The organism is Moritella sp. 36 (genome assembly GCF_018219415.1).
GTDB lineage: Bacteria > Pseudomonadota > Gammaproteobacteria > Enterobacterales > Moritellaceae > Moritella.
The window spans coordinates 4092400-4113792 of sequence record NZ_CP056120.1 but is presented as its reverse complement, the minus strand read 5'-3'; the positions used below and the strand labels follow the sequence as shown (position 1 = coordinate 4113792).

19 protein-coding genes and 1 other RNA gene are annotated in these 21393 nt (G+C 41.8%); 13 read left to right on the top strand and 7 right to left on the bottom strand.

The window, feature by feature from the left end:
• Positions 1–136: 136 nt before the first annotated feature.
• The 7 genes from HWV03_RS18190 (at position 137) to HWV03_RS18160 (ending at position 9041) form a co-directional block, all read left to right on the top strand.
• A complete protein-coding gene (locus HWV03_RS18190) occupies positions 137–2308 on the top strand; it encodes a TonB-dependent receptor (protein ID WP_211677152.1) in 2172 nt (723 codons plus the stop codon).
• Between the two features lie 368 nt (positions 2309–2676).
• A complete protein-coding gene (gene tesB / locus HWV03_RS18185) occupies positions 2677–3543 on the top strand; it encodes an acyl-CoA thioesterase II (RefSeq protein ID WP_211677150.1) in 867 nt (288 codons plus the stop codon).
• 180 nt (positions 3544–3723) lie between these two features.
• Positions 3724–4746 (top strand): erythrose-4-phosphate dehydrogenase, encoded by a 1023-nt coding sequence (epd, locus tag HWV03_RS18180; RefSeq protein ID WP_211677148.1) that lies wholly within the window; start codon positions 3724–3726, stop codon positions 4744–4746.
• A 54-nt stretch (positions 4747–4800) separates the two neighbouring features.
• Positions 4801–5967 (top strand): phosphoglycerate kinase, encoded by a 1167-nt coding sequence (locus HWV03_RS18175; protein WP_211677146.1) that lies wholly within the window; start codon positions 4801–4803, stop codon positions 5965–5967.
• A gap of 137 nt (positions 5968–6104) precedes the next feature.
• The gene (fbaA, locus tag HWV03_RS18170; protein ID WP_211677145.1) at positions 6105–7181 is read left to right on the top strand and encodes a class II fructose-bisphosphate aldolase; all 1077 of its coding nucleotides are present in this window, start codon (positions 6105–6107) and stop codon (positions 7179–7181) included.
• A 148-nt stretch (positions 7182–7329) separates the two neighbouring features.
• The gene (locus HWV03_RS18165; protein ID WP_211677143.1) at positions 7330–8448 is read left to right on the top strand and encodes a cytochrome-c peroxidase; all 1119 of its coding nucleotides are present in this window, start codon (positions 7330–7332) and stop codon (positions 8446–8448) included.
• Between the two features lie 86 nt (positions 8449–8534).
• Positions 8535–9041, top strand: a complete 507-nt coding sequence (locus tag HWV03_RS18160; protein WP_255546911.1) for a hypothetical protein — start codon at positions 8535–8537, stop codon at positions 9039–9041.
• Positions 9042–9085: 44 nt separating this feature from the next.
• Here HWV03_RS18160 and HWV03_RS18155 read toward each other — a convergent pair whose 3' ends face one another.
• On the bottom strand, positions 9086–10213 hold the full coding sequence (locus HWV03_RS18155; RefSeq protein ID WP_446724892.1) for an alkene reductase: 1128 nt from the start codon (positions 10211–10213) through the stop codon (positions 9086–9088).
• 89 nt (positions 10214–10302) lie between these two features.
• On the opposite strand from HWV03_RS18155, the gene HWV03_RS18150 reads away from it, so the two are divergent.
• On the top strand, positions 10303–11199 hold the full coding sequence (locus HWV03_RS18150) for a LysR family transcriptional regulator (protein ID WP_211677141.1): 897 nt from the start codon (positions 10303–10305) through the stop codon (positions 11197–11199).
• A 96-nt stretch (positions 11200–11295) separates the two neighbouring features.
• Here the strand turns inward: HWV03_RS18150 and serA are convergent, their stop codons facing one another.
• The 6 genes from serA to HWV03_RS18120 form a co-directional block, all read right to left on the bottom strand.
• Positions 11296–12525 (bottom strand): phosphoglycerate dehydrogenase, encoded by a 1230-nt coding sequence (gene serA, locus HWV03_RS18145; protein ID WP_211677139.1) that lies wholly within the window; start codon positions 12523–12525, stop codon positions 11296–11298.
• Between the two features lie 300 nt (positions 12526–12825).
• A complete protein-coding gene (gene rpiA, locus HWV03_RS18140) occupies positions 12826–13482 on the bottom strand; it encodes a ribose-5-phosphate isomerase RpiA (protein WP_211677137.1) in 657 nt (218 codons plus the stop codon).
• A gap of 99 nt (positions 13483–13581) precedes the next feature.
• A complete protein-coding gene (locus HWV03_RS18135; protein ID WP_211677135.1) occupies positions 13582–14199 on the bottom strand; it encodes a 5-formyltetrahydrofolate cyclo-ligase in 618 nt (205 codons plus the stop codon).
• A 70-nt stretch (positions 14200–14269) separates the two neighbouring features.
• A non-coding RNA gene (ssrS, locus tag HWV03_RS18130) (6S RNA) lies at positions 14270–14454 on the bottom strand.
• Positions 14455–14458: 4 nt separating this feature from the next.
• Positions 14459–14791: a cell division protein ZapA gene (gene zapA, locus HWV03_RS18125; RefSeq protein WP_211677134.1), complete on the bottom strand. Its 333-nt coding sequence runs from the start codon at positions 14789–14791 to the stop codon at positions 14459–14461.
• Positions 14792–15126: 335 nt separating this feature from the next.
• On the bottom strand, positions 15127–16059 hold the full coding sequence (locus tag HWV03_RS18120; RefSeq protein WP_211677132.1) for a DMT family transporter: 933 nt from the start codon (positions 16057–16059) through the stop codon (positions 15127–15129).
• Between the two features lie 160 nt (positions 16060–16219).
• On the opposite strand from HWV03_RS18120, the gene HWV03_RS18115 reads away from it, so the two are divergent.
• From HWV03_RS18115 to HWV03_RS18095, 5 genes are all read left to right on the top strand, one after another.
• Positions 16220–17122, top strand: coding sequence for a LysR family transcriptional regulator (locus HWV03_RS18115; RefSeq protein ID WP_211677131.1), 903 nt, complete (start codon positions 16220–16222; stop codon positions 17120–17122).
• 144 nt (positions 17123–17266) lie between these two features.
• On the top strand, positions 17267–17833 hold the full coding sequence (locus HWV03_RS18110) for a UPF0149 family protein (protein ID WP_211677129.1): 567 nt from the start codon (positions 17267–17269) through the stop codon (positions 17831–17833).
• Between the two features lie 163 nt (positions 17834–17996).
• Positions 17997–18764, top strand: a complete 768-nt coding sequence (locus HWV03_RS18105) for a tetratricopeptide repeat protein (protein ID WP_211677128.1) — start codon at positions 17997–17999, stop codon at positions 18762–18764.
• Between the two features lie 108 nt (positions 18765–18872).
• Entirely contained in the window at positions 18873–20078 is a 1206-nt protein-coding gene (gene ubiH / locus HWV03_RS18100; RefSeq protein WP_211677127.1) for a 2-octaprenyl-6-methoxyphenyl hydroxylase, read from the top strand.
• A gap of 22 nt (positions 20079–20100) precedes the next feature.
• Positions 20101–21318 carry an FAD-dependent 2-octaprenylphenol hydroxylase gene (locus HWV03_RS18095; protein WP_211677126.1) on the top strand — a complete coding sequence of 406 codons (1218 nt, stop codon included), beginning with the start codon at positions 20101–20103 and terminating at the stop codon, positions 21316–21318.
• Positions 21319–21393 lie beyond the last annotated feature (75 nt).

The following is a 21393-nucleotide window of genomic DNA, read 5'->3' as shown; positions in this document are numbered from 1 at the left end:
TTAGTCGCAGCGAAATGAATTTTTAAGTAGTAAATATTAAGTAATAAATCGTTATTTAATATCAAGGTGTGAATACGAATCATTTGTCTTAGTTTTCGTTATTCGGTTAAGTGTAAACATAAAAAAGAGAACATAAATGAAAGTTAAAAAAGGGAATTATCCACTAACATTAGTTGCTGCCGCCGTCGCCTCTGCGATCTCGTTTGTATCGGTCACTGCCCAAGCTGAAGGGATCACACCAGAGGAAGAAACCACTGTAGTGGTCGCGAGTCGAACAGAAAAAGCGATAAGTGAAATTCCAGGCACGGTTTGGTTTGTTGATTCAGAACAAATTGAGCAAGAATATCGAGGTGGTAAAACGCTGGGTGAAATCTTGGCTGCAACGGTCCCATCTTTGGATGTGAGTAGTGGTGGAAGAACTAACTATGGGCAAAATTTACGTGGTCGGGCCATGCTCGTGATGATTGATGGTGTGTCATTACAATCTTCACGCCCTATTAGCCGTCAGCTAGACGCGATAGACCCGTTTAATATTGAACGAATAGAGGTACTTTCTGGTTCTACTTCGATTTATGGTGCTGGCGCAACCGGTGGTGTAATTAATATTATTACCAAGAAATCTGAAGGGGGAGCGCTTCAATTTGAAAGCTACGTGAGTAGTTCATCAGGATTTAATAAGGGTGATGATCTCGATTATAAAGTGGCGCAATCTGTTTCTGGTGGTAATGATACGGTATCTGCTCGTGTTGCGGCTGTTTATACAGAAACACAAGGGTTTTATGGCTCGGACGGTAAGATGATTACCCCCGATATTTCACAGGGGTCATTGCAATATAATAAAACAATCGACTTGCAGACAACGGTAAATGTAGCGGTATCTGATTCGAAAAACCTAAAATTATTAGCGCAATATTATGATAGTCAGCAAGATTCGCCATACGGTTTGTATATTGTTGGGCGTGATTTTGTTGATGTTAGAAAAGGATTCGAATCAGACCGCCAGCACGGTACAGAGCGTATCATGTTAAGTTCGGCATACAGTGATTCTGAATTTTTTGGTCATCAACTTATGGTGGAAGGGTCTTACCGTAAAGAAGATCAAACGTATACGCCGTATTACCAAGGTGCATCACAGCAAACAACAGATGTATTCTCGTTAAAAACAGCGTTGGCCAAGTCTTTCGGCAAGGTGGATTTAGTTTACGGTGTAGACGCTTATTTAGATCAATTTGATAGTAATCAAGCGTTATTCGATCCAAAGGTTGCGAATGCTTCTGGTAATTTAATTAATGAAACCTATGCTGAAATAGGCCGTTATCCTGGGGTTACAGTCGGCTCTACCGCTGCTTTCATTCAGGCAAATGTCAATATTACCGATGATTGGTCAATTGAAGGTGGTTATCGTTATCAATATATGCGCAATAAAATCGATGATTTTGTTGATTACAAGATTCAAAAGAAAATTGCGCAAGGAAAGGGGTCATCAGCAGATGCGGTTCCTGGTGGGAAGACAAATTATTCAATCGGGTTATTTAATTTAGGATCTGTTTACAAATTAACATCAGACTCACAAATATGGGTTAACTTCTCTCAAGGTTTTGATCTTGCGGACCCTGCAAAATATTATGGTAAAGGTAGCTATAGTGCCGCAGATGCGAATGGCCACTATGGACTTAAAAACAGTATTAATGTTGCAAACTCTAAAATGTCAGGCATTAAAACCAATAGTTATGAACTTGGCTATAGAATACAAAAAGACGCATTAAGCTTCCAAACCGCTGCTTATTTATCGCAATCGAATAAGTCAGTTGAATACAATAAAAAGACGTTGTTAATTGACAGTGTAAGCGATAAAAAACGAGTCTATGGTGCAGAGGCGTTAGTTTCTTATTGGGTTATGGATAATGTACAAGTGGGTGCATCTGGCCACTATGTGGTTTCAGAAGTTAAGTCTGCTGATAAGTGGGATGACTTTAGCGCTGGGCAGGCAAGTACGTCAAAAGCCAGTTCATGGGTTGGCTGGTATGATTCAGCACTTTCGTTAAAAGTCCAAAGCCAAACAATGTTTGACTATAAAGATGCGGAAGAAAACGAATTAGTTGGTTATACCGTGCTTGATTTGGTTGGTCGTTATGAATTGCCTGTCGGTAGCCTTGGTTTTGGTATCCAAAACTTGCTAAACAAAGATTATACAACGGCGTGGGGACAACGAGCGCAGATATTATATGCTAAACACTATGATGCCGCAGCCTATGATTATAAAGGAAGAGGCCGTACTTATACGCTTAATTATCAAGTTAAATATTAATCTTTCACTTTTTTGAGTGGGGTTATGTAATAAGACACTTAATCGAGAATGACTTTGTGGTATTAGGTGCATTTTTGATGGTGTAGTCTAATCTTAAATCACGCATTCTCACATTTGTGAGCATACCTTGTTTGATGTCGTGTTAATGGCATCGGAACAAGGTATTTTTTTGTCCCGATTTTAGGGTTGAGCGAGGTATTAAGTTTAAGGTGTGAGGTCAGAGTGGTTAGGCTGAAGTTCTGACTTAATCATAAAGTATGTAACCCTCGTCCTACAATTACTGTAATTAGCGCTTGAATATCTTACATAACAGCGGTAGCGTTGCTCTTTTGTATTAAAATAATAATCTGAATTTTTAAAAGGTATTTATGGGTAAGGTATTAAAAGATCTGCTTGGACAGTTAACGTTAGAAACCATCGAGGAAGGGATTTACCGTGGTCAAAGCCAAGATTTAGGATTTGGTGCAGTATTTGGTGGTCAGGTAATGGGACAAGCATTATCGGCAGCGAAAGAAACTGTACCTGCAGATCGTAAGGTGCATTCTTTCCATTCGTATTTTTTACGTGCAGGTAAAGTTACAAAACCGATTGTTTATGAAGTTGAGAATATTCGTGATGGCGGTTCAATTACCACGCGTCGAGTACGTGCAATTCAAAATGGGCACGCTATTTTTTATATGACGGCATCATTTCAGACTGAAGTTGAAGGTTACGATCATCAAGATGAAATGCCGGATGTACCGCCCCCAGAAGAACTTGTTTCAGAGCAGGACCATGTACTATCACTGCGTGATGAATTACCAGATGATATTTGTGCCAAATTTGTCTGTGAAAGACCGATAGAAATGCGCCCTGTGCATTATATTGACCCATTAAGCGAGGAAAAATCTGCACCACTGCGTTATGTTTGGTTTAAAGCCAATGGGCAAATGCCAGACGATGCGCGTATTCATAAATACCTGCTCGCTTATGCATCCGATTTTTGTTTATTACCGACGGCATTACAGCCACATGGTAAGGGTTTTATGAGTCCCAATATGCAAGTGGTGACCATAGATCATTCAATGTGGTTCCACCGTGATTTCCGCCTAGATGACTGGCTATTGTATGTAATAGATAGTTCAAGTGCGTCTGGTTCTCGCGGATTGGTTCGTGGGCGTTTCTTTACCCGAGATGGAAAAATGGTCGCAACCACAATGCAAGAAGGGTTAATTCGTAACCGAGAGATCGCTTAATTACGAAATAGTACAACATTTCGGATGAAAACGCCGAAATGTTGTTTTATTACGAAAATTTGTGGCCGGGATCATGCTTTTCTGAAATTTATAAACATTTCCTACTCCTGCATATTCGCTTCTGTCTCATTTTAATCTACAATGAAGATCGTTTTTTGTTACTAGGTATTCCCCCCTATTATGTCTGTTAGAGTTGCCATTAATGGTTATGGTCGAATTGGACGTAGTGTTGTCCGAGCGTTGTATGAAAGTAACCGTCAGGACGAAATTAAAATCGTAGTGATTAACGAACTAGCGGCTCCTGAAGCGATAGTACATTTAACTCAATATGACTCAACGCATGGCCGTTTTCCATTCTCAGTACAACTGGGCGATAACCTATTACAAATTGAAAATGATTGTATTCATTTAGTGCGTCACCAAGAACTGGTTGACTTACCTTGGCAGGAACATGACATTGATATCGTACTTGATTGTACGGGTATATATGGCACTAAAGCGGATGCCGAAGCACATATTGCTGCGGGCGCTAAAAAAGTTATTTTTTCCCATCCTGCGAGTTCGGATGTTGATGCCACGGTTGTGTTTGGCGTTAACCATGAACAGCTAACGGGTGATGAGACATTTATTTCTGGTGCGTCTTGTACCACCAACTGTATGGTGCCAGTGATCAATGCACTTGATAGTGCATTTGATATTAAATGCGGCACGATCACCACTATTCACTCAGCAATGAATGATCAACCTGTAATCGATTCTTATCATACGGATTTGCGCCGCACCCGTGCTGCAAGTCATTCTATTATTCCGGTTGATACAAAATTAGCAGCAGGGATTGAACGTATCTTACCTAAGTTCGCGAATAAATTTGAAGCTATTGCCGTTCGGGTTCCTACCTTAAACGTAACTGCAATGGACTTAAGTATTACAGTGAGCAAAGAAGTCACAATTGAAGATATTAACAATTGCTTACACGCTGCCGCAGAAACTGAACTAAAAGGGATCTTGGGTTATACCGAGGCTCCGCTGGTATCGATAGACTTTAACCATGACCCACGTTCTAGCATTATTGATGGCACCCAAACACGGGTCAGCGATGGACATTTGGTGAAATTATTAGCTTGGTGTGATAACGAATGGGGCTTTGCTAACCGTCTACTTGATACGACTCATTACATCGCTACATTAGCGAAAATGACGTGAAATAAATCGAATTGAAATAAATTTTATAAAATTGATAGCTTTAAGGATTGAACGATGAATATTATTAAAATGACAGATCTTGATCTTGAAGGTCAACGTGTATTAATTCGTGCAGATTTAAACGTACCAGTTAAAAATGGCAAAGTAACATCTGACGCGCGTATCCGTGCATCACTACCAACAATCAAACTCGCACTAGCAGCAGGCGCAAAAGTGATGGTTACATCACACCTTGGTCGTCCAACGGAAGGTGAATTCTCTCAAGAGTTCTCATTAGAGCCTGTTGTAAACTACCTTAAAGAAGCATTAGAAAATAACGTTGTACTAGCACGTGATTACCTAGACGGTTTAGAACTAAACGCAGGTGAATTAGTTGTATTAGAAAACGTTCGCTTTAACAAAGGTGAAAAGAAAAACGAAGACGCATTATCAAAAGCATACGCAAATCTATGTGACGTATTCGTAATGGACGCATTTGGTACTGCTCACCGTGCACAAGCTTCAACACACGGTGTTGGCATGTTTGCACCAATCGCTTGTTCTGGTCCGCTACTTTCTGCAGAACTTGAAGCACTCGGTAAAGCAATGGACAAGCCAGCACGTCCATTCCTCGCTATTGTTGGTGGTTCTAAAGTATCAACTAAATTAACTGTACTTGATTCACTATCAACAATTGCTGATCAGCTTGTTGTTGGTGGCGGTATTGCGAATACATTCATCGCAGCGCAAGGTCACAACGTAGGTAAATCACTGTGTGAGCATGACCTAATTGATACAGCAAAATCATTAATGGCGAAATGTGAGATTCCAGTAGCAACTGACGTATTAGTTGCTAGCGAGTTCTCTGAAACGGCTGAAGCAACATTGAAACAAGCATCAGAAGTCGGTGATGACGATATGATCTTCGATCTAGGACCTGATTCTGCAAATCAACTTGCTGAGATGATCAAATCGGCGAAAACAATTATCTGGAATGGCCCAGTTGGCGTATTTGAATTTGCTAACTTCGCTAAAGGTACTGAAATTATCGGTCGTGCGATTGCAGAAAGCAACGCATTCTCTATCGCTGGTGGCGGTGACACACTGGCAGCTATCGATCAATTCGACCTAGCTGATGGTATCTCTTATATCTCTACTGGTGGCGGCGCGTTCCTTGAGTTTGTCGAAGGTAAAGTACTACCAGCAGTGGCTATGTTAGAAGAACGTGCGAAAAACGCGTAATTAGCTGTTAATCGCTAATAACGAATCGTTGTTTGCTGCTTCGGCTATTACTATAGATTAACTGTAGCGGCAAAAATATTTTTAAATTTGTGCTGAATAATTCAGTACTTAAATATGTAAACAATAAGGCTAATATTATGTCTAAGATCTTTGATGTTGTAAAACCAGGTGTTGTAACAGGCGATGACGTGCAAAAAATCTTTGCGATTGCTAAAGAAAACAACTTCGCGCTACCTGCTGTAAACATGGTAAACACTGATTCAATCAACGGTACATTAGAAGCTGCTGCAAAATCTAAATCTCCTGTGATCATCCAGTTCTCACACGGTGGCGCTGCATTCTTCGCTGGTAAAGGTATTGGTCTTGAAGGTCACGGCGCATCTATCATGGGCGCAATCGCCGGTGCTAAATACGTACACGTAATGGCTGAATCTTATGGTGTTCCAGTTATTATCCATACCGATCATGCAGCGAAAAAATTATTACCTTGGATCGACGGACTATTAGACGCGGGTGAAGAGTTCTTCGCACAAACTGGTAAGCCACTATTTAGCTCGCACATGCTAGATCTTTCTGAAGAATCACTAGAAGAAAACATCGCTACATGTGGTGAATACCTAGCACGTATGTCTAAAATGGACATGACTATCGAAATCGAACTAGGTTGTACTGGTGGTGAAGAAGATGGCGTAGATAATTCTGATATGGACGCTTCTGAGCTTTATACTTCACCTGAAGACGTTGCATACGCTTATGAAAAACTAACGGCAATCAGCCCTCGTTTCACTATTGCTGCATCTTTCGGTAACGTACACGGTGTATACAAGCCAGGTAACGTTGTACTTACGCCAACTATCCTACGTGATTCACAAGCATACTGTTCAGAGAAATTCGGCCTTCCAGCTAATTCTCTAAACTTCGTATTCCACGGTGGTTCTGGTTCAAGTGAATCTGAAATCCAAGAGTCAATCGGTTACGGTGTTATCAAAATGAACATCGATACTGATACACAGTGGGCAACTTGGGACGGTATCAAGAACTACTACGAAGGTAAAAAAGAATTCCTTCAAGGTCAAATTGGTAACCCAACTGGCACAGATGCTCCAAACAAGAAACATTATGACCCACGTGTATGGTTACGCGCTGGTCAAACAAGTTTAGTTGCTCGTCTAGAACAAGCACATAAAGATCTAAACAGCGTAGACGTACTATAATTACTCGTTAATATACGAATAATCTAGTCGGCTAAATAAAATGCCGCAGACTTTAGGTCTGCGGCATTTTTTTTAATTATAGAAAGTTGATGCTAGAATGTTGTAAGTAAAATCAATACATTAATATGACAGGTTAAAAGAAAACTAAATGTATATCTTCAAATCTAGATTATTGAGATGGTTAATTGTTTTTTGTGCTTTTAGCCTAGGCAGTGCCGTCGCAGAACCTCGCTCTAAAGTAGCGTTAGGACGTTACTTATTTAATGATGTCCGGTTATCAAAATTGGGAAATCGAAGTTGTGCACTCTGTCATTCTCCTTACCATGGTTGGAGCAATACTTTTAGTAAGACGCCTGATATTTATGGAAAGTTAGCGACATTAAACACGCCTTCTTTACTTAATGTTGCTGATTATTCTACTTATATGCAAGGCACTACTAAGTTAACCAGTTTAGTTGAAACGATTAAGCGTCCTTTGCTTTCTAAGCATCCAGAAGAGATGGGTATGGAGCCAGCGCTATTAATCACACGGTTAAAGTCAGCCTCTGACACATACTCGATATTATTTGAGAATGCTTTTGGCAGTACTGAAGTAACCCTTGATAAAGTGTTATTTGCTTTGGCTGAATATGTAAAAACGATCCGCTCTACAGACACCCCTTATCACCAATATCTTCAGACTGGTAACACTAAGTTATTAACGGTTGCACAGCAGAAAGGGTTAACACTTTTTAATAGCGAAAGGCTAAATTGTCGTGCTTGCCATGGCGGTCAGCTATTGAATAATAGGACTGCTGTTAATCAGAGTAATTTTGCTAATACAGGGCTTTATGGTATCCAATCTGGCGATAAATATTATTATCCTGCTGAAGCGCAAGGATTAGAAAATGAGACTGGCAGTCATCACGATAATGGTAAATTTAGAATACCATCACTGATTAATGTAACAAAGACAGGCCCCTGGGGGCACGATGGCAGCTTTGCGACATTAACTGCAGTCATTGAGAGTTATGCGCGCGGTGGGCGATTGACTGTATCAGGGCCGAATAAAGGTGACGGGCGGAACAATGCACAAAAAGACCCTTTGATTAAAGGATTTAGTTTAACCAACGCTGAAAAATCACAGCTATTGAGCTTTTTAGATGCTTTAACAGTACCCGACCAAAATGGGTTAAGTGAACATGCATCACCGTTTTGCGCATTAGTGAAGTTAAAGGGTAGGGAAGATATAGCTAATTGCATACCGCCCTTTGTCTATCGCGATTAAGGTATTAAAAAGTACACACTCAAACATATTATTGAGCAATGTAAAAATAATTAAACAATGTAAAAATTATTAAGGGTTATTAGATTATGAAATCAAATCACGTTGTATTGGCTTCCATTTTATTATTATTGAATGCGTCTGTTTTTGCTGCCACAGATAGTGATAGTCAAGAGTCTGTGAATAAACGCAGGAATGCTAACTTTAAGTTAGATTATACAAAGGCGTGTGGGCAAGCATTACAGCAAGCGTTGTTGTTACCTGCAACCAAAGAGCTAGCGGCGCAGCATGAAATCAATGTTAATATTGATAGCGGTTATAGATTCAAAATGAATGAGAATGGGGTTGGATATTTACAGCTAGCAATTACTGAATGGAATGAAAAACTGGTTTTATTTTATAGTGAAAATATGACGGTTGAAATAAAAGGTGCCGATATGACGGACTTGTATTTATCAAACCTAGCTTGTACGGAACAAAAAAAGCAAATTAGTCATGTTAATACACACGAATGGGGAAGCTATGTGATGGAGCTGAATGCTGAACCAAATAGTTGGGTCGAGCTAACGATAGTGAAAGAAACGACTAAAGATTAATGAATAAAAAAACCTGCTGATTTAGCAGGTTTTTTTAGGTGTGATTAAGCTGAATATTCACTGTAATCCGCGTAACCCACTTCTGTACCCCCGTACATAGTTGTCGGATCCACGTCATTGAATGTCCAATCATGCTTAATGCGAGCAGGCAAATCTGGATTGGCAATAAATGGACGGCCAAAACCAAAGATATCACCGTAACCAAGATTAAGAATATGCTTTGCTTTTTCGACCGAGTATTTACCCGCATACATGATAGTGCCTGAGAAGGTATCACGTACGTCTTTATAGAAAGCGTCAGGTAAATCAGGTGCATTATCCCAATCGGCTTCTGCTAATGACAGGTAACCAATACCGATATTTTCGATTGTTTTAACTGCTTCGATATAAGTCTCATGTGGATTTTCTTCAACTAACCCCAGATAAACGCGTACATCGTCAGTGGTTGCAAACAGTGGTGCGAATCGAACACCGACATTTTCTTTCCCAACTTCATCGGCTACTGCCTGAGTGATTTCTTTTAAGAAGCGTAAACGGTTTTCTAAACTCCCCCCGTACTCGTCGGACCGTTTATTACTGTGTTCAGAGATAAATTGATTCACTAAATAACCGTTAGCACAATGTAATTCAACCCCATCAAAACCCGCTTTCATGGCATTGTTCGCAGCTTGCGCATACAGGGTGACAAGTTCTTTTACTTCTGCGGTTGATAGCTCACGTGGCATACTTGGATCTGTTAATGCACCTTCACCTGGCGCCGTCTCAATAAACACTTTCACGGTATCCGCTAGAATGGCTGATGGTGCGACGGGTGCTGCCCCATCGGGTTGTAAACTGGTATGTGAAACACGGCCGACGTGCCACAGTTGAGCAAAGATAATACCGCCTGCATCATGCACTGATTTGGTTACTTTTTTCCAACCTTCAATTTGTGCATCAGAGTAGATACCCGGTGTCCATGCGTAGCCCTGACCACGAGGTTCAATCTGAGTGCCTTCGGTTACCATAAACCCAGCGGAAGCGCGCTGAGTGTAGTACTTAGCCATTAATTCATTCGGGATATTGTCCGGCTGTGTACTACGCGAACGTGTTAATGGTGGCATTACAATACGGTTTTTTAAAACGTGTGAGCCTAATTGGGTCGGCGTGAATAATACGTCATTTTTCATCATGGTCTTTATCTCGTGAGTGGCTGATGAGTTGAACTATATCGCCGCTTAGGTACAATGAAAATCAAGTGAAGTGTGTATGAGAAACAAATATGGCTGATATCAGTAAGCTGGAAATAAAACAATTACGGGTGCTTGCTGCATTATTACAATTACATAGCTTAACGAAAGCTGCCGCTAAGCTCGGCATAACTCAGCAAGCGGTCAGTGAACAACTGAAAAAACTGCGGGATATATTCCAAGATCGACTTTTTATTCGTGGCAGTCATGGCGTGGTACCAACCCCAAAAGCGCAAGAGTTAGCACCCAAAATTCAACAAATATTAATGGCCATTGGGGAGTTAACTGAATTAGCAGAATTCGACCCACAACGATTAAATGGGGTATATAAAATCAGTGCCTCAGATTATGCGATGCGGGTTATTTTACCTTCTTTACTCGTGCAGATTAGACAGCATGCCCCGCATTTAAAAATAATCATTCGCCGTTTTGAATCGGATAATTTAACGCAGTTAATGGCCACTGGCGAGATTGATTTAGCGTTAACATTTCCAGCGTTTATTCCGATCACTTGTCCTTCGATGCAACTGTATGAAGAGCGTCATGTTTGTGTTGCCGCTAAGGCTGTGGCGAGTGAATATCAGGGACTGAGTTTAAAAGAGATTGCAGCAGCGCCACAATTGGTTATTTCACCTTCACGGGCAAGTCTAAAAGGATCTGCTGACGAATGGTTCGCGGCAAAGGGTTTTCAGCGTAATATTATTATGTCACTACCCAGTTTTTCGGCAGCCCCAGACTGTATTGAGGCGATGGGGGTGTTGGCATTTTTACCCTCACGTATGTTACCCAATGATAAATTAGTTGAGATTGCATTGCCCGAGCCATTACCCAGTTTCGAGGTGGTGGCTGCATGGCATCAACGTTCAAGCCAAACTCAGACTCATCAATGGATCACGGGTTTACTGGGTGAGTTATATCCACAACAATAGCCACAAAAATAACCCAAAAAAAAGCCTGTCAGCGTAAACTGACAGGCTTTTTTAATCCCACCCCCTTTTTCAAGGGGAAGGTTAAGCGGGGTCTATCTAGCGTAATAAACGCGAACGGATAGTACCGCTAATTGATTTAAGTTTTGTTAAACCACGTTCAGCATGTTCACTTTCAACATCAATAACCACATAACCAATATCGCCTGCAGTTTGTAGGTATTGACCAGAAATATTCACACCTTCTTCAGCAAACGCTTGAGTGATCTGGTTTAAGATACCCGGTTGGTTATGGTGAATGTGCATCAAACGGCTTGAACCACTATGTGTCGGCAATGATACTTCAGGGAAGTTAACTGCAGACAGGGTTGAACCATTATCCGAATATTTAGTCAGTTTACCAGCCACTTCATAACCGATATTTTCTTGTGCTTCCTGCGTACTACCGCCCACGTGTGGTGTTAGGATCACATTATCAAATTCACGTAACGGTGAGATAAATTCATCGTTATTTGATGCTGGTTCGGTAGGGAATACATCGATCGCTGCGCCAGCAATTTTCTTGCTTGCTAATGCTGATGCAAGCGCATCAATATCAACCACAGTACCGCGTGAAGCATTAATGAAGATTGCACCATCTTTCATTTGTGCAAATTCAGCTTCGCCCATCATCAATTTCGTTTGTGGTGTTTCTGGTACGTGTAACGAGATAATGTCAGACGTCGCTAATAAGTCTTCCATGCTCATTATCTGCTCGGCATTACCCAGCGAAAGCTTGGTTTCTACGTCATAATACTTCACACGTAGACCTAAGTTTTCGGCCAAAATACTTAATTGAATACCAATATGGCCATAACCAATAATACCCAATTGCTTGCCACGTGCTTCGTAAGAGCCCGATGCTGATTTCTGCCATTCGCCACGGTGTGCTTTGGCATTCTTCTCTGGGATACCGCGTAATAATAACAGGATCTCGCCAAGGACTAATTCTGCCACACTACGGGTGTTCGAGAATGGGGCGTTAAAAACAGGGATCGCCGCTTTTTGAGCCGCAGCAAGATCAACCTGATTAGTGCCAATACAAAAACAACCAATACCAACTAACTTTTCTGCAGCAGCAATGACGTTTTCATTTAAGTGTGTACGGGAGCGAATACCAACAAAATGGACATCTTTAATTTTTTCACACAGTTCTTCTTCACTTAATGCTGTCTTAATCGATTCGATATTCGTGTAACCAGCATTGGTGAACGTATCGACTGCACTTTGATGTAGTCCTTCAAGAAGCAATATCTTGATCTTATCTTTCTGAAGAGAGAGGTTGGTCATGTAAATTCCTTTATCACATATTTCGCAAATCGCACTAATTTTGTTTTGTAAATCGAACTAATTGTTAAAGTAACAGGTTTTATTTCATTAGTGAATGTTTGTGACGAAAATCAAAGAAAATAGTTAATTTATGATTTATGGCTGTTTGATTTGCTTAGGAAATTACTTTTGGGACTATGAAAATATTTATTTTTAAAATAAAGTTTAATATAACCAATTGTTATACTTAATATAATATGAGTTGTTGTGTGCAAGGGGTGGGATAAACTGGTGTTGTTCGATAACACCAGTTTCATATTATTATTTAGTTACTTTAACGCCATCTTGCGTGCCAATTAGCACAACATCTGCGCCGCGAGCCGCGAATAGACCATTTGTTACTACGCCCACTAAACCATTGATCGCCAGTTCTAGTGCTTTTGGATCCGTGATCTGCATGTTATACACATCCAGAATAATATTGCCGTTATCAGTCACAACACCTTCACGGTAAACGGGATCACCGCCAAGTTTCACTAATTCACGTCCCACGTAAGAGCGTGCCATTGGGATCACCTCAACAGGGAGGGGGAAATCGCCGAGCACATCGACATTTTTGGTATCATCAATAATGCACACGAATTTTTTTGCTACTGCAGCCACGATCTTTTCACGTGTTAGCGCTGCGCCACCGCCTTTGATCATGTTGTTGTTGCCATCAATTTCGTCGGCCCCATCAACATAAATATCAAGTAGCGCTACAGAGTTTAAATCGAATACTTCAATACCCAGAGCTTCTAAGCGCTTAGTTGATGCAATAGAGCTTGAAACGGCACCTCTAATGTCTTCGCGAATCGTACCTAGTGCATCAATAAAATGATTAACGGTTGAACCGGTACCTACACCAATGATGCTATCCTTTTCAACATATTCTAATGCTGCCCAGCCTGCTGCTTTCTTTAATTCATCTTGAGTCATGTTATATCCATTATTATTGAGTGGCTTGATACTGTGTTCGGCTTGTATTACGGCTCTGATTATATACTTAAATTCCTCTAATATGCCAATGACGTATGGTTAAGAAAATGCCAATGTTCTTGATGGTGTAATGATTTCTTTAATTGGCATATCCCAAGGGGCAATAGGTAAGTTGTCGTGTTGTTGGCAATCGTGTGCTAAACCCAATACGTAGGGAGGTTGCTGGCCTTGACGTACAAACTGATGTTGGGAAAAAGTGCGATCGTAATAACCCCCGCCCATACCCAAACGGTTACCAGCGAGATCAAAAGCCACTAACGGACTGCACACCAGATCTAAATCGAGATAAGGGATCACTTGGCTAACATCCAGCTGGGGTTCGTGAATGCCGTATTTATTTTTGATTAATTGGGTATTAGCCGTTAGCCGAGTAAACAGTAATTGTTTGTGGCTAAATGGATGTAAAATCGGGATGTATACTTGTTTGCCTTGTTGCCAACACCAGTTAATCACGGCCTGGGTATCGAGTTCACCATCGTTGTGTAAATAGATGGCAATATGCTGGGCGTGTTGAATATGTGGGTGCTGACGAAATTGGCTGAGTAGATCAATACCAGCTTGTTGCTGTTGCTGCGTTGAAAGCTGCTGACGGCGCTGGCGTATTTGTTGTCTTATTTCAGTTCGGGTAGTGGCAATCGGTGACGTTAAATCAGACATAAACAAGATTCCATACTGGTTAAAATCGGTAATGGATACTTTCGGTAATAGATTGCTGTTAACACAAGAAGAGGGCCCCAGGGTGCGGCTACAAGGTTTAGTCCTGAACCAGAAGGTTCAGGTTGGCTATTCAAGCTGCTACGTCAGGCTTCTCAGTACGAGCTGAGCTTGCACAATGGCAACAGGAATGAAAGCCTGTAAAGTGTGATTATCGGCTCAGGGACATAACCCGCATACCAATCACCCCAGGGTTATTTGGTTATACTGCAGATGGTGTTTCGTCAATTTTATTATTGACTTTATTATCAACTAAAGCGCGTTCAATGGTTTCTTGTAACAGTTGAATGCGATCATCTACGGTATTTGTATATTCTTTTGTTTTTTGACGTTCTTGGCGAAGTTCATGACAAAAATTTAATGCCGCCATTACAGCTAAATGCTCTAAATTTTTGATATTCGTCTTCGCTTGTATTTCATCTAACTTAGTATTCAGTATTGCCGCTGTTTTATGAAGTTCATCAACTTCTTCACTCGGACTACCGACTTTAAAATGGCGACCCAATATTGAAATGTCAACCGCAGTTGTGCTCATGGCAATACTCTAAGTTATCTGGCTACAAGGTCTATATCAAGCGCCTTGGCTGATACGTCTGAACTGACTATATCTCGCAATAGTAAGCATTGCAAGAGGTTATGGGATTGAAATTTTAAGTTCCGGATCGAGATTAATCAAGTTGCCCATAAATCCAACAGCTTAGTCTTGGTTTTATGTATTGGTTTGGATTAATCGCTATAAAATACGGGGATTTACAGGTCAAAAGTAGATAAAAAAATTAACTATTTTACTCTAATTTACGCGGTAATTTGACCGCTATCACAGCATTGTGTAGCGGTCGTAAATAACACCTAAGTATAGTGGTCGATCTGTTACGCGCCAGTTGTATTTGTCGCTAAAATCGGTTTAGGCAATGGGGTGTTTAATTCTTGTTCAGCTTTTCCTTGCGCAGCTAAACGTTTATTTTTCGCTTCGACTTTTGCTAGCCACAATAAAGGCAGAATAATAAAGGCGGTACCAATCGCCATACCGATATCTGGAATTTCATCGAACCAGATAAGACCCACTACCACGGCTCCGATTAAACCACTGTATTCGGCACTGGCAATTTTGCTGGCGTCACCAGAACGATAGGCCACCACACAAAATCCCGCATAGATAAGGATAAACGAGGTAGAAGCTGCCGCTGTTAATAATGGGGCGAAATCCCACGGTTGGCCTTCCCATACTGCCAAGCCTAATGATGCAGGCATACCGACTAAATTGGTTAATAGTAGCGTTTGGAACACAGTTTGGTGTTTTGGTAATTTTCGGATCAATAAATTATTCGCAGCGAGGGTAAATGCCACCACGATTGCCGCTGTTGCAGCCCAATCAATTTCGGTTGGGCGGATCACAATTAATACCCCAATAAAGCCTAATATAGCCGCTGTAATAGAATGCATGGTCAGTTTTTCTTGAAACCATAACATCGCCATTGGCAACATGATGAGTGGCGCGGCATAAAAGATCGCATTTGCGGTGGCCAATGGCATGGCACTGATGGCATAAACCATGAATATTGCGCCAAGCAACCAAATATGACCACGTACCGCATGCCATTTTAGTCCATCAATCAAACTCTCTCTGCTGCTTTTTAAACAAAATGGGATAAGCAGCAGTACGGCTGTCAGTTGTCGGAAAAACACAAATTGATACACGGCCGTATCGTCCGATAATGTCTTAATTAAGGCATCAGAAAAAACGGCAACAATGTTACCAATAATGAGCAAGATCATTGCTAAACCGACAGACATTTTAGGCATGGTGAATTCCAACTATAAAAATATAAAAAGCATAAGTAGCAACATAAACAGCAAACAAGGCTGGTTAGTTGAAAGATAAAAATGTGATGTGGCTAGCATATTCCAAAAGCTGTGATGAAGTATAATGATAAATATATTTTTAGTATGAGCTGAGCTTATAATGAAACTTCCCCCGTTACGTGCGTTGCAATGTTTTGAAGCGGTTGCTCGTTTTAACAGTTTTTCCAAAGCGGCCGAACAACTTAATATTACTCAAAGTGCGGTCAGTCATCAGGTACGTCAGTTAGAAGAATATCTGGGGGAATCGATGTTTAATCGTAAAGGACGAACCTTGTCACTGACTGATATGGGCGAGCGCTATTACGAAGAAATTAGTCAATCATTAGCGAATATCTCTACTGCCAGTCAACAGCTCCGAGAAGGTAAATCGGGCAAGATCCGGTTAGCCTTATACAGCTCGTTAGCGGTAAAGTGGTTGATCCCACGGTTAGATAACTTACGTCAGCAATATCCCGAGATTGAACTGTCATTAAACATGGTGGCAGATGAACCTGATTGCAGCGATCAAGTGGCGGATTGTTTTATTACCGTGAACCCACCGAAGCGTAATTTTGTCAGTCAGTTTTTATATGCAGAGCGTTTATATCCGGTGTGCGGAAAAAAACTTTGGCAACAGATCCAAGATCAACCTTTACCTGATGCCTTGTGGCAACATCCCTTGTTGTCGGTGCAATCGGTATATCCCGATGATGAACTGGGTGAAGACTGGCAGCGTTGGTGTGAGTTAGGTGGTTTTACGCTGCCGGCAGAGGCGAAAATGAACTATTTTAGTCATATGTTAATGGCGGCTGAAGCGGCACGTTATGATCAAGGGATTACCTTACTTAATCATTACTTAATGAATGATCAAGACCGGCAGCATAATTTTGTGCGGCTTCCCATGCACGAGATCTTAACCGGGGATAATTTCTATTTTGTGTATAAAAAATCGCGCGCCAAGCAAACTGATATTTTGAAACTAGGCCGCTGGCTCGAACTGCAATGCTATGATCAAGAACAGTAGAACGACGCTAACGCAGTGACAGTCGCTTAAAAGTGGTTAAGGACTGGGCAATGCGAGAGAGGCATTCGTTTGGCTATGGTCTTGATCTGGGTTAATATAGCCCTCATTATTCTAAATACATTAATCTATTGGTAAGGTCCTCGCATGGATAAAGTTAAACTTCCTCTTTTTGCTGACGTAAACGCGCAGCTACAACAAAGTGATTTATTAGTGAACCCTGCCGATGTGCACGGTGTGATCTGTGGTTTGTTATGTGGTGGCATCAAGCTAGACAACAAAGCCTGGTTAGCACCGTTTGATGAGTTAATTAACGAAGGCCTTGGTATCCCTGATTCAGTGGAGTCAGTATTAACTGAGGTTTATAAGGCTAGCGCAGCAGCATTAGAAGACATGACGTTAGGTTTTGAATTGTTGATCCCAGATATGGATCAACCATTAGAAACACGCATGGAAGCATTAGCTGAATGGCTGCAAGGTTTCCTTGGTGGTTTTGGCATGGTGCATTCAGCATCAACGAAAGCCAGCGATGAAGTGAAAGAATTGATTACTGACTTTGCGAGTATTGCGCAACTGGACGTAGATGGCGGAGATGATAGCAACGAAGCAGAAGAAGCATTTTACGAGATCGTAGAATACGTGCGTATGGGCGCAACTTATTGCTTTAACGAATTAAGTGACGGCGATACTAACGCAGCACCTGTGCTACATTAATATTGCTATACGTGAACAGATAACGGTATGAATTATCCCGTTATCTGTTCAAAAGATGATTTATCGCAAGCGTATCTAAAAGGATACTTGTTATAACAAAGATTATGGCGAGGTTAGGTACTGTTTGTCATTGTAGCTAGATAGATAGGACAAGGAATGTTTTATGTCTTTAATAAACAAATTAACAGCCAAGTTAGGCAGCAAGCCGAGTGCCGCTGTAACACCTATAGTGTTGCCTGAAGCAGCGTTTACCCGCGAACAGCATGTGCAACGTAATACCCAGTTCAGTCAAACTTACCATGCCTATACGGACCCACAACAAGCGTTTGAATTTTGTCGTGCACAAGCCGATGAAGGTGTGGTGATGGCCTTGTATTTATTAGCATTACAGTATGAGCAAGGTGATGGTCAGCAAACTTATTTGCGCCAAGCGATAAGCTGTTATCAACGTGCTGCCGATTGTCAGCACCCAGAGTCGTTGTTTAATTTAGCATTGCTGCAATTACAAGGACAGCTGGGTAAGCCGAATGCCGTGCTGGCGTTCAGTTATTTTGAGCAAGCAGCAAAACTAGGCTTGGTACAGGCGCAGTATAATTTGGCCAGTATGCTGGATCAGGGCTCGGGTTGTTTTAAAGATCATATCGCTGCATTTGATTGGTACAACAAAGCAGCTGAACAAGGTTATACCCAAGCATGGCAGAACATTGCGGTCATGTATTATCGCGGTGAAGGTGTTGAACCCGATAAATTAAAGGCGTATGCGTGGACATTATTAGCGGCTAAAGCCGGTGTTGAAGAAGCGATCGCCGCAGAACCTGAGATGACACAAGCGTTAAACTCAACCGAAATACTGGTGGGTAAAGCGTTGTTTGATCACTTACAACAAGGCTTTTTAGCTTATTTACCAATCGAAACCAGATTCGAAGGATAGCTGCTAGTGCTGTTATAAAGCGTTAAGTCTTATCATTCGAATTGTTTGTGCTGTTGGTTTTTGTATCGTGTCATCGTTTTTTAATTTCAATAACTTGTTAGGATCAAAATGTCAGTGGTTGAATATGATATTGCAATTGTTGGTGCCGGTATGGTCGGTGCGACACTTGCACACGCCGTAAGCCAAATAAAACGCGAAGATGGCCGTCAATTATCGATAGCCTTAATTGATGCTAATCCACCAACGACCAGTAATCATCCTGGTTTTGATGCGCGTGTGATTGCATTATCTTACGGTTCACAAAAGATCTTAACCCAATTCAACTTGTGGAATAAGATCGCACCGACCGCAACGGCCATTAAGCATATTCATGTGTCTGATCGTGGCCACTGGGGGATCACCCGTCTCGATCACAGTGAATACAATTTGCCTGCATTAGGGCAAGTGATCGAACTGCAAACCGCAGGGCATATATTCCAACAAGATCTTGCCGAGATTAAGAACATCAATTGGTACTGCCCCAATCAGTTAGTCAGCCTGGATCGTCAAGTGAGTCATACTGATCTTATTCTCGATGACGGCCAGAAAATACGCTGTAAACTATTGGTCGGTGCCGATGGTAACAATTCAATGGTACGCCAGTTAACCAATGTACCCATTGAAGTGACCGATTTTGAACAAACCGCGATCATTGCCAATGTGAGTTTGAGCCAACCCCATGAAGGTAAAGCTTTCGAGCGTTTTACTGACACGGGACCGTTGGCACTGCTACCGATGACAGAGCAACGCAGTTCGTTAGTCTGGTCAGTGCGCAGTGACGAAGTCGATACGATCATGGCCTTGAGTGATGATGCATTCTTATCTCGTTTACAGCAGCGTTTTGGCTATCGTTTAGGGAAGCTCACCAAAGTCGGCCAACGTTTTTCATACCCGTTGTTATTAACAGAAGCACTAGAGCCAACCCAACATCGTAGTGTTGTGATTGGTAACGCTGCGCATGCATTACACCCCATTGCGGGTCAAGGTTATAACCTTGGACTACGTGATGTTGCAGTATTGCATCACCAAATTGAACAAGCATTTGCAAGCGACCAAGACATAGGTGCTCAAGCAGTGACGAAAGGTTACTGGCACAAGCGTCAAGGCGATCATCAAACCACTATTTGGATGACAACCTCATTAGCGACGCTCTTTGCTAACAATTATGCACCGCTGGTGGCAGGGCGTAATTTAGCGCTACATACCATGGGTTACAAGCCTGAATATAAACGCGCATTAGCACGTCAAGCACTTGGCGCATTCAAGTTATTTTAAAAGATTCGGATTAGGAAGTTATATGCAATCTTATGATATTGCGGTTGTTGGCGGTGGCATGGTTGGTCTTGCTTTTGCTGCTGCATTGAAGGAAACCACGCTTAAGATCGTGGTTATCGAAGGTAATGAACTTGATCGCGAATTAGGTGAATCACCTGAATTACGCGTGAGTGCGCTAAGCCGCGCAAGCCAAAACATATTACAAAATTTAGATGCATGGGCGGGTATCGAAAGTCGCCGCCATCAAGCGTATAACGCCATGCAAGTTTGGGATCGTAACGGTTTTGGCCAGATCAACTTTGACGGCGATGCACTAATGACAGACACATTAGGTCATTTAGTTGAAAACAAAGTGATCCAATTAGCACTGCTAGAGCAAATTGAAAAAGCCAGCAACATTACCTTATTAACGGGTACTCGTATTCGTAAACTTAGTCGTGCTAACGATGCAGCTTGGTTAACCTTAGAAGATCAAGATCCTGTGTATGCGAAGCTGATTGTGGGTGCTGATGGCGCCAACTCATGGACGCGTGCACAAGTGAATATTCCGCTGACGGCATGGGATTATAACCACCATGCTATTGTCGCTAATATTCGCACTGTTGAACCGCATCAATCCTGCGCCCGTCAGATCTTCAATCCAGAAGGGCCGTTAGCGTTTTTACCGTTATGGCAACCGGATCTGTGTTCGATCGTCTGGTCACTACCGCCAGAGCGCGCCACTGAATTGTTGGCAATGGACGAAACCGAATTCAACAAACAACTGACCGTGGCGTTTGATGGCCGTTTAGGGCTGTGCAAAGTTGAAGGACAACGTCAGGCATTTCCACTTAAAATGCGTTATGCTCGTAGTTTTGCAGCCGAGCGAGTCGCATTAATTGGTGACGCTGCGCATACTATTCATCCATTAGCAGGGCAGGGTGTTAACCTTGGTTTGTTAGACGCGGCAAGTTTGGCGCAATGTGTATTAGAAAATCATCGCGCGAACAAAGATATTGGCACCCATGCCCATTTGCGTAAATTTGAACGCTGGCGTAAAGCCGAAGCGGCAGTGATGATCTCGAGCATGGAAGGGTTAAAGCGTTTGTTTAGTGGTGGTCATCCGGCGAAACGTATTTTCCGTGATATTGGTCTAACCTTATCTAATACATTACCTGGGCTAAAGCAAAGCTTCATTAAACGTGCCATGGGGTTAGATGGTGAGCTACCTGATTTAGCTAAATTAGACCGCAATGGCTAAGGCAAACACACATAATCGTTAAATAGTGCAATTAATCAACCTTGCACCATAATGTTAACGATGAGCATAACTAAT

Coding starts and splice junctions, on each gene's coding strand:
- tesB (WP_211677150.1), top strand. CDS start 2,677: ATGGGTAAGGTATTAAAAGATCTGCTTGGACAGTTAACGTTAGAAACC.
- HWV03_RS18155 (WP_446724892.1), bottom strand. CDS start 10,213: ATGATGAAAAATGACGTATTATTCACGCCGACCCAATTAGGCTCACAC.
- HWV03_RS18120 (WP_211677132.1), bottom strand. CDS start 16,059: ATGCCTAAAATGTCTGTCGGTTTAGCAATGATCTTGCTCATTATTGGT.
- serA (WP_211677139.1), bottom strand. CDS start 12,525: ATGACCAACCTCTCTCTTCAGAAAGATAAGATCAAGATATTGCTTCTT.
- HWV03_RS18165 (WP_211677143.1), top strand. CDS start 7,330: ATGTATATCTTCAAATCTAGATTATTGAGATGGTTAATTGTTTTTTGT.
- HWV03_RS18160 (WP_255546911.1), top strand. CDS start 8,535: ATGAAATCAAATCACGTTGTATTGGCTTCCATTTTATTATTATTGAAT.
- ubiH (WP_211677127.1), top strand. CDS start 18,873: ATGTCAGTGGTTGAATATGATATTGCAATTGTTGGTGCCGGTATGGTC.
- HWV03_RS18175 (WP_211677146.1), top strand. CDS start 4,801: ATGAATATTATTAAAATGACAGATCTTGATCTTGAAGGTCAACGTGTA.
- HWV03_RS18190 (WP_211677152.1), top strand. CDS start 137: ATGAAAGTTAAAAAAGGGAATTATCCACTAACATTAGTTGCTGCCGCC.
- HWV03_RS18105 (WP_211677128.1), top strand. CDS start 17,997: ATGTCTTTAATAAACAAATTAACAGCCAAGTTAGGCAGCAAGCCGAGT.
- HWV03_RS18135 (WP_211677135.1), bottom strand. CDS start 14,199: ATGTCTGATTTAACGTCACCGATTGCCACTACCCGAACTGAAATAAGA.
- epd (WP_211677148.1), top strand. CDS start 3,724: ATGTCTGTTAGAGTTGCCATTAATGGTTATGGTCGAATTGGACGTAGT.
- HWV03_RS18150 (WP_211677141.1), top strand. CDS start 10,303: ATGGCTGATATCAGTAAGCTGGAAATAAAACAATTACGGGTGCTTGCT.
- HWV03_RS18095 (WP_211677126.1), top strand. CDS start 20,101: ATGCAATCTTATGATATTGCGGTTGTTGGCGGTGGCATGGTTGGTCTT.
- zapA (WP_211677134.1), bottom strand. CDS start 14,791: ATGAGCACAACTGCGGTTGACATTTCAATATTGGGTCGCCATTTTAAA.
- fbaA (WP_211677145.1), top strand. CDS start 6,105: ATGTCTAAGATCTTTGATGTTGTAAAACCAGGTGTTGTAACAGGCGAT.
- HWV03_RS18110 (WP_211677129.1), top strand. CDS start 17,267: ATGGATAAAGTTAAACTTCCTCTTTTTGCTGACGTAAACGCGCAGCTA.
- HWV03_RS18115 (WP_211677131.1), top strand. CDS start 16,220: ATGAAACTTCCCCCGTTACGTGCGTTGCAATGTTTTGAAGCGGTTGCT.
- rpiA (WP_211677137.1), bottom strand. CDS start 13,482: ATGACTCAAGATGAATTAAAGAAAGCAGCAGGCTGGGCAGCATTAGAA.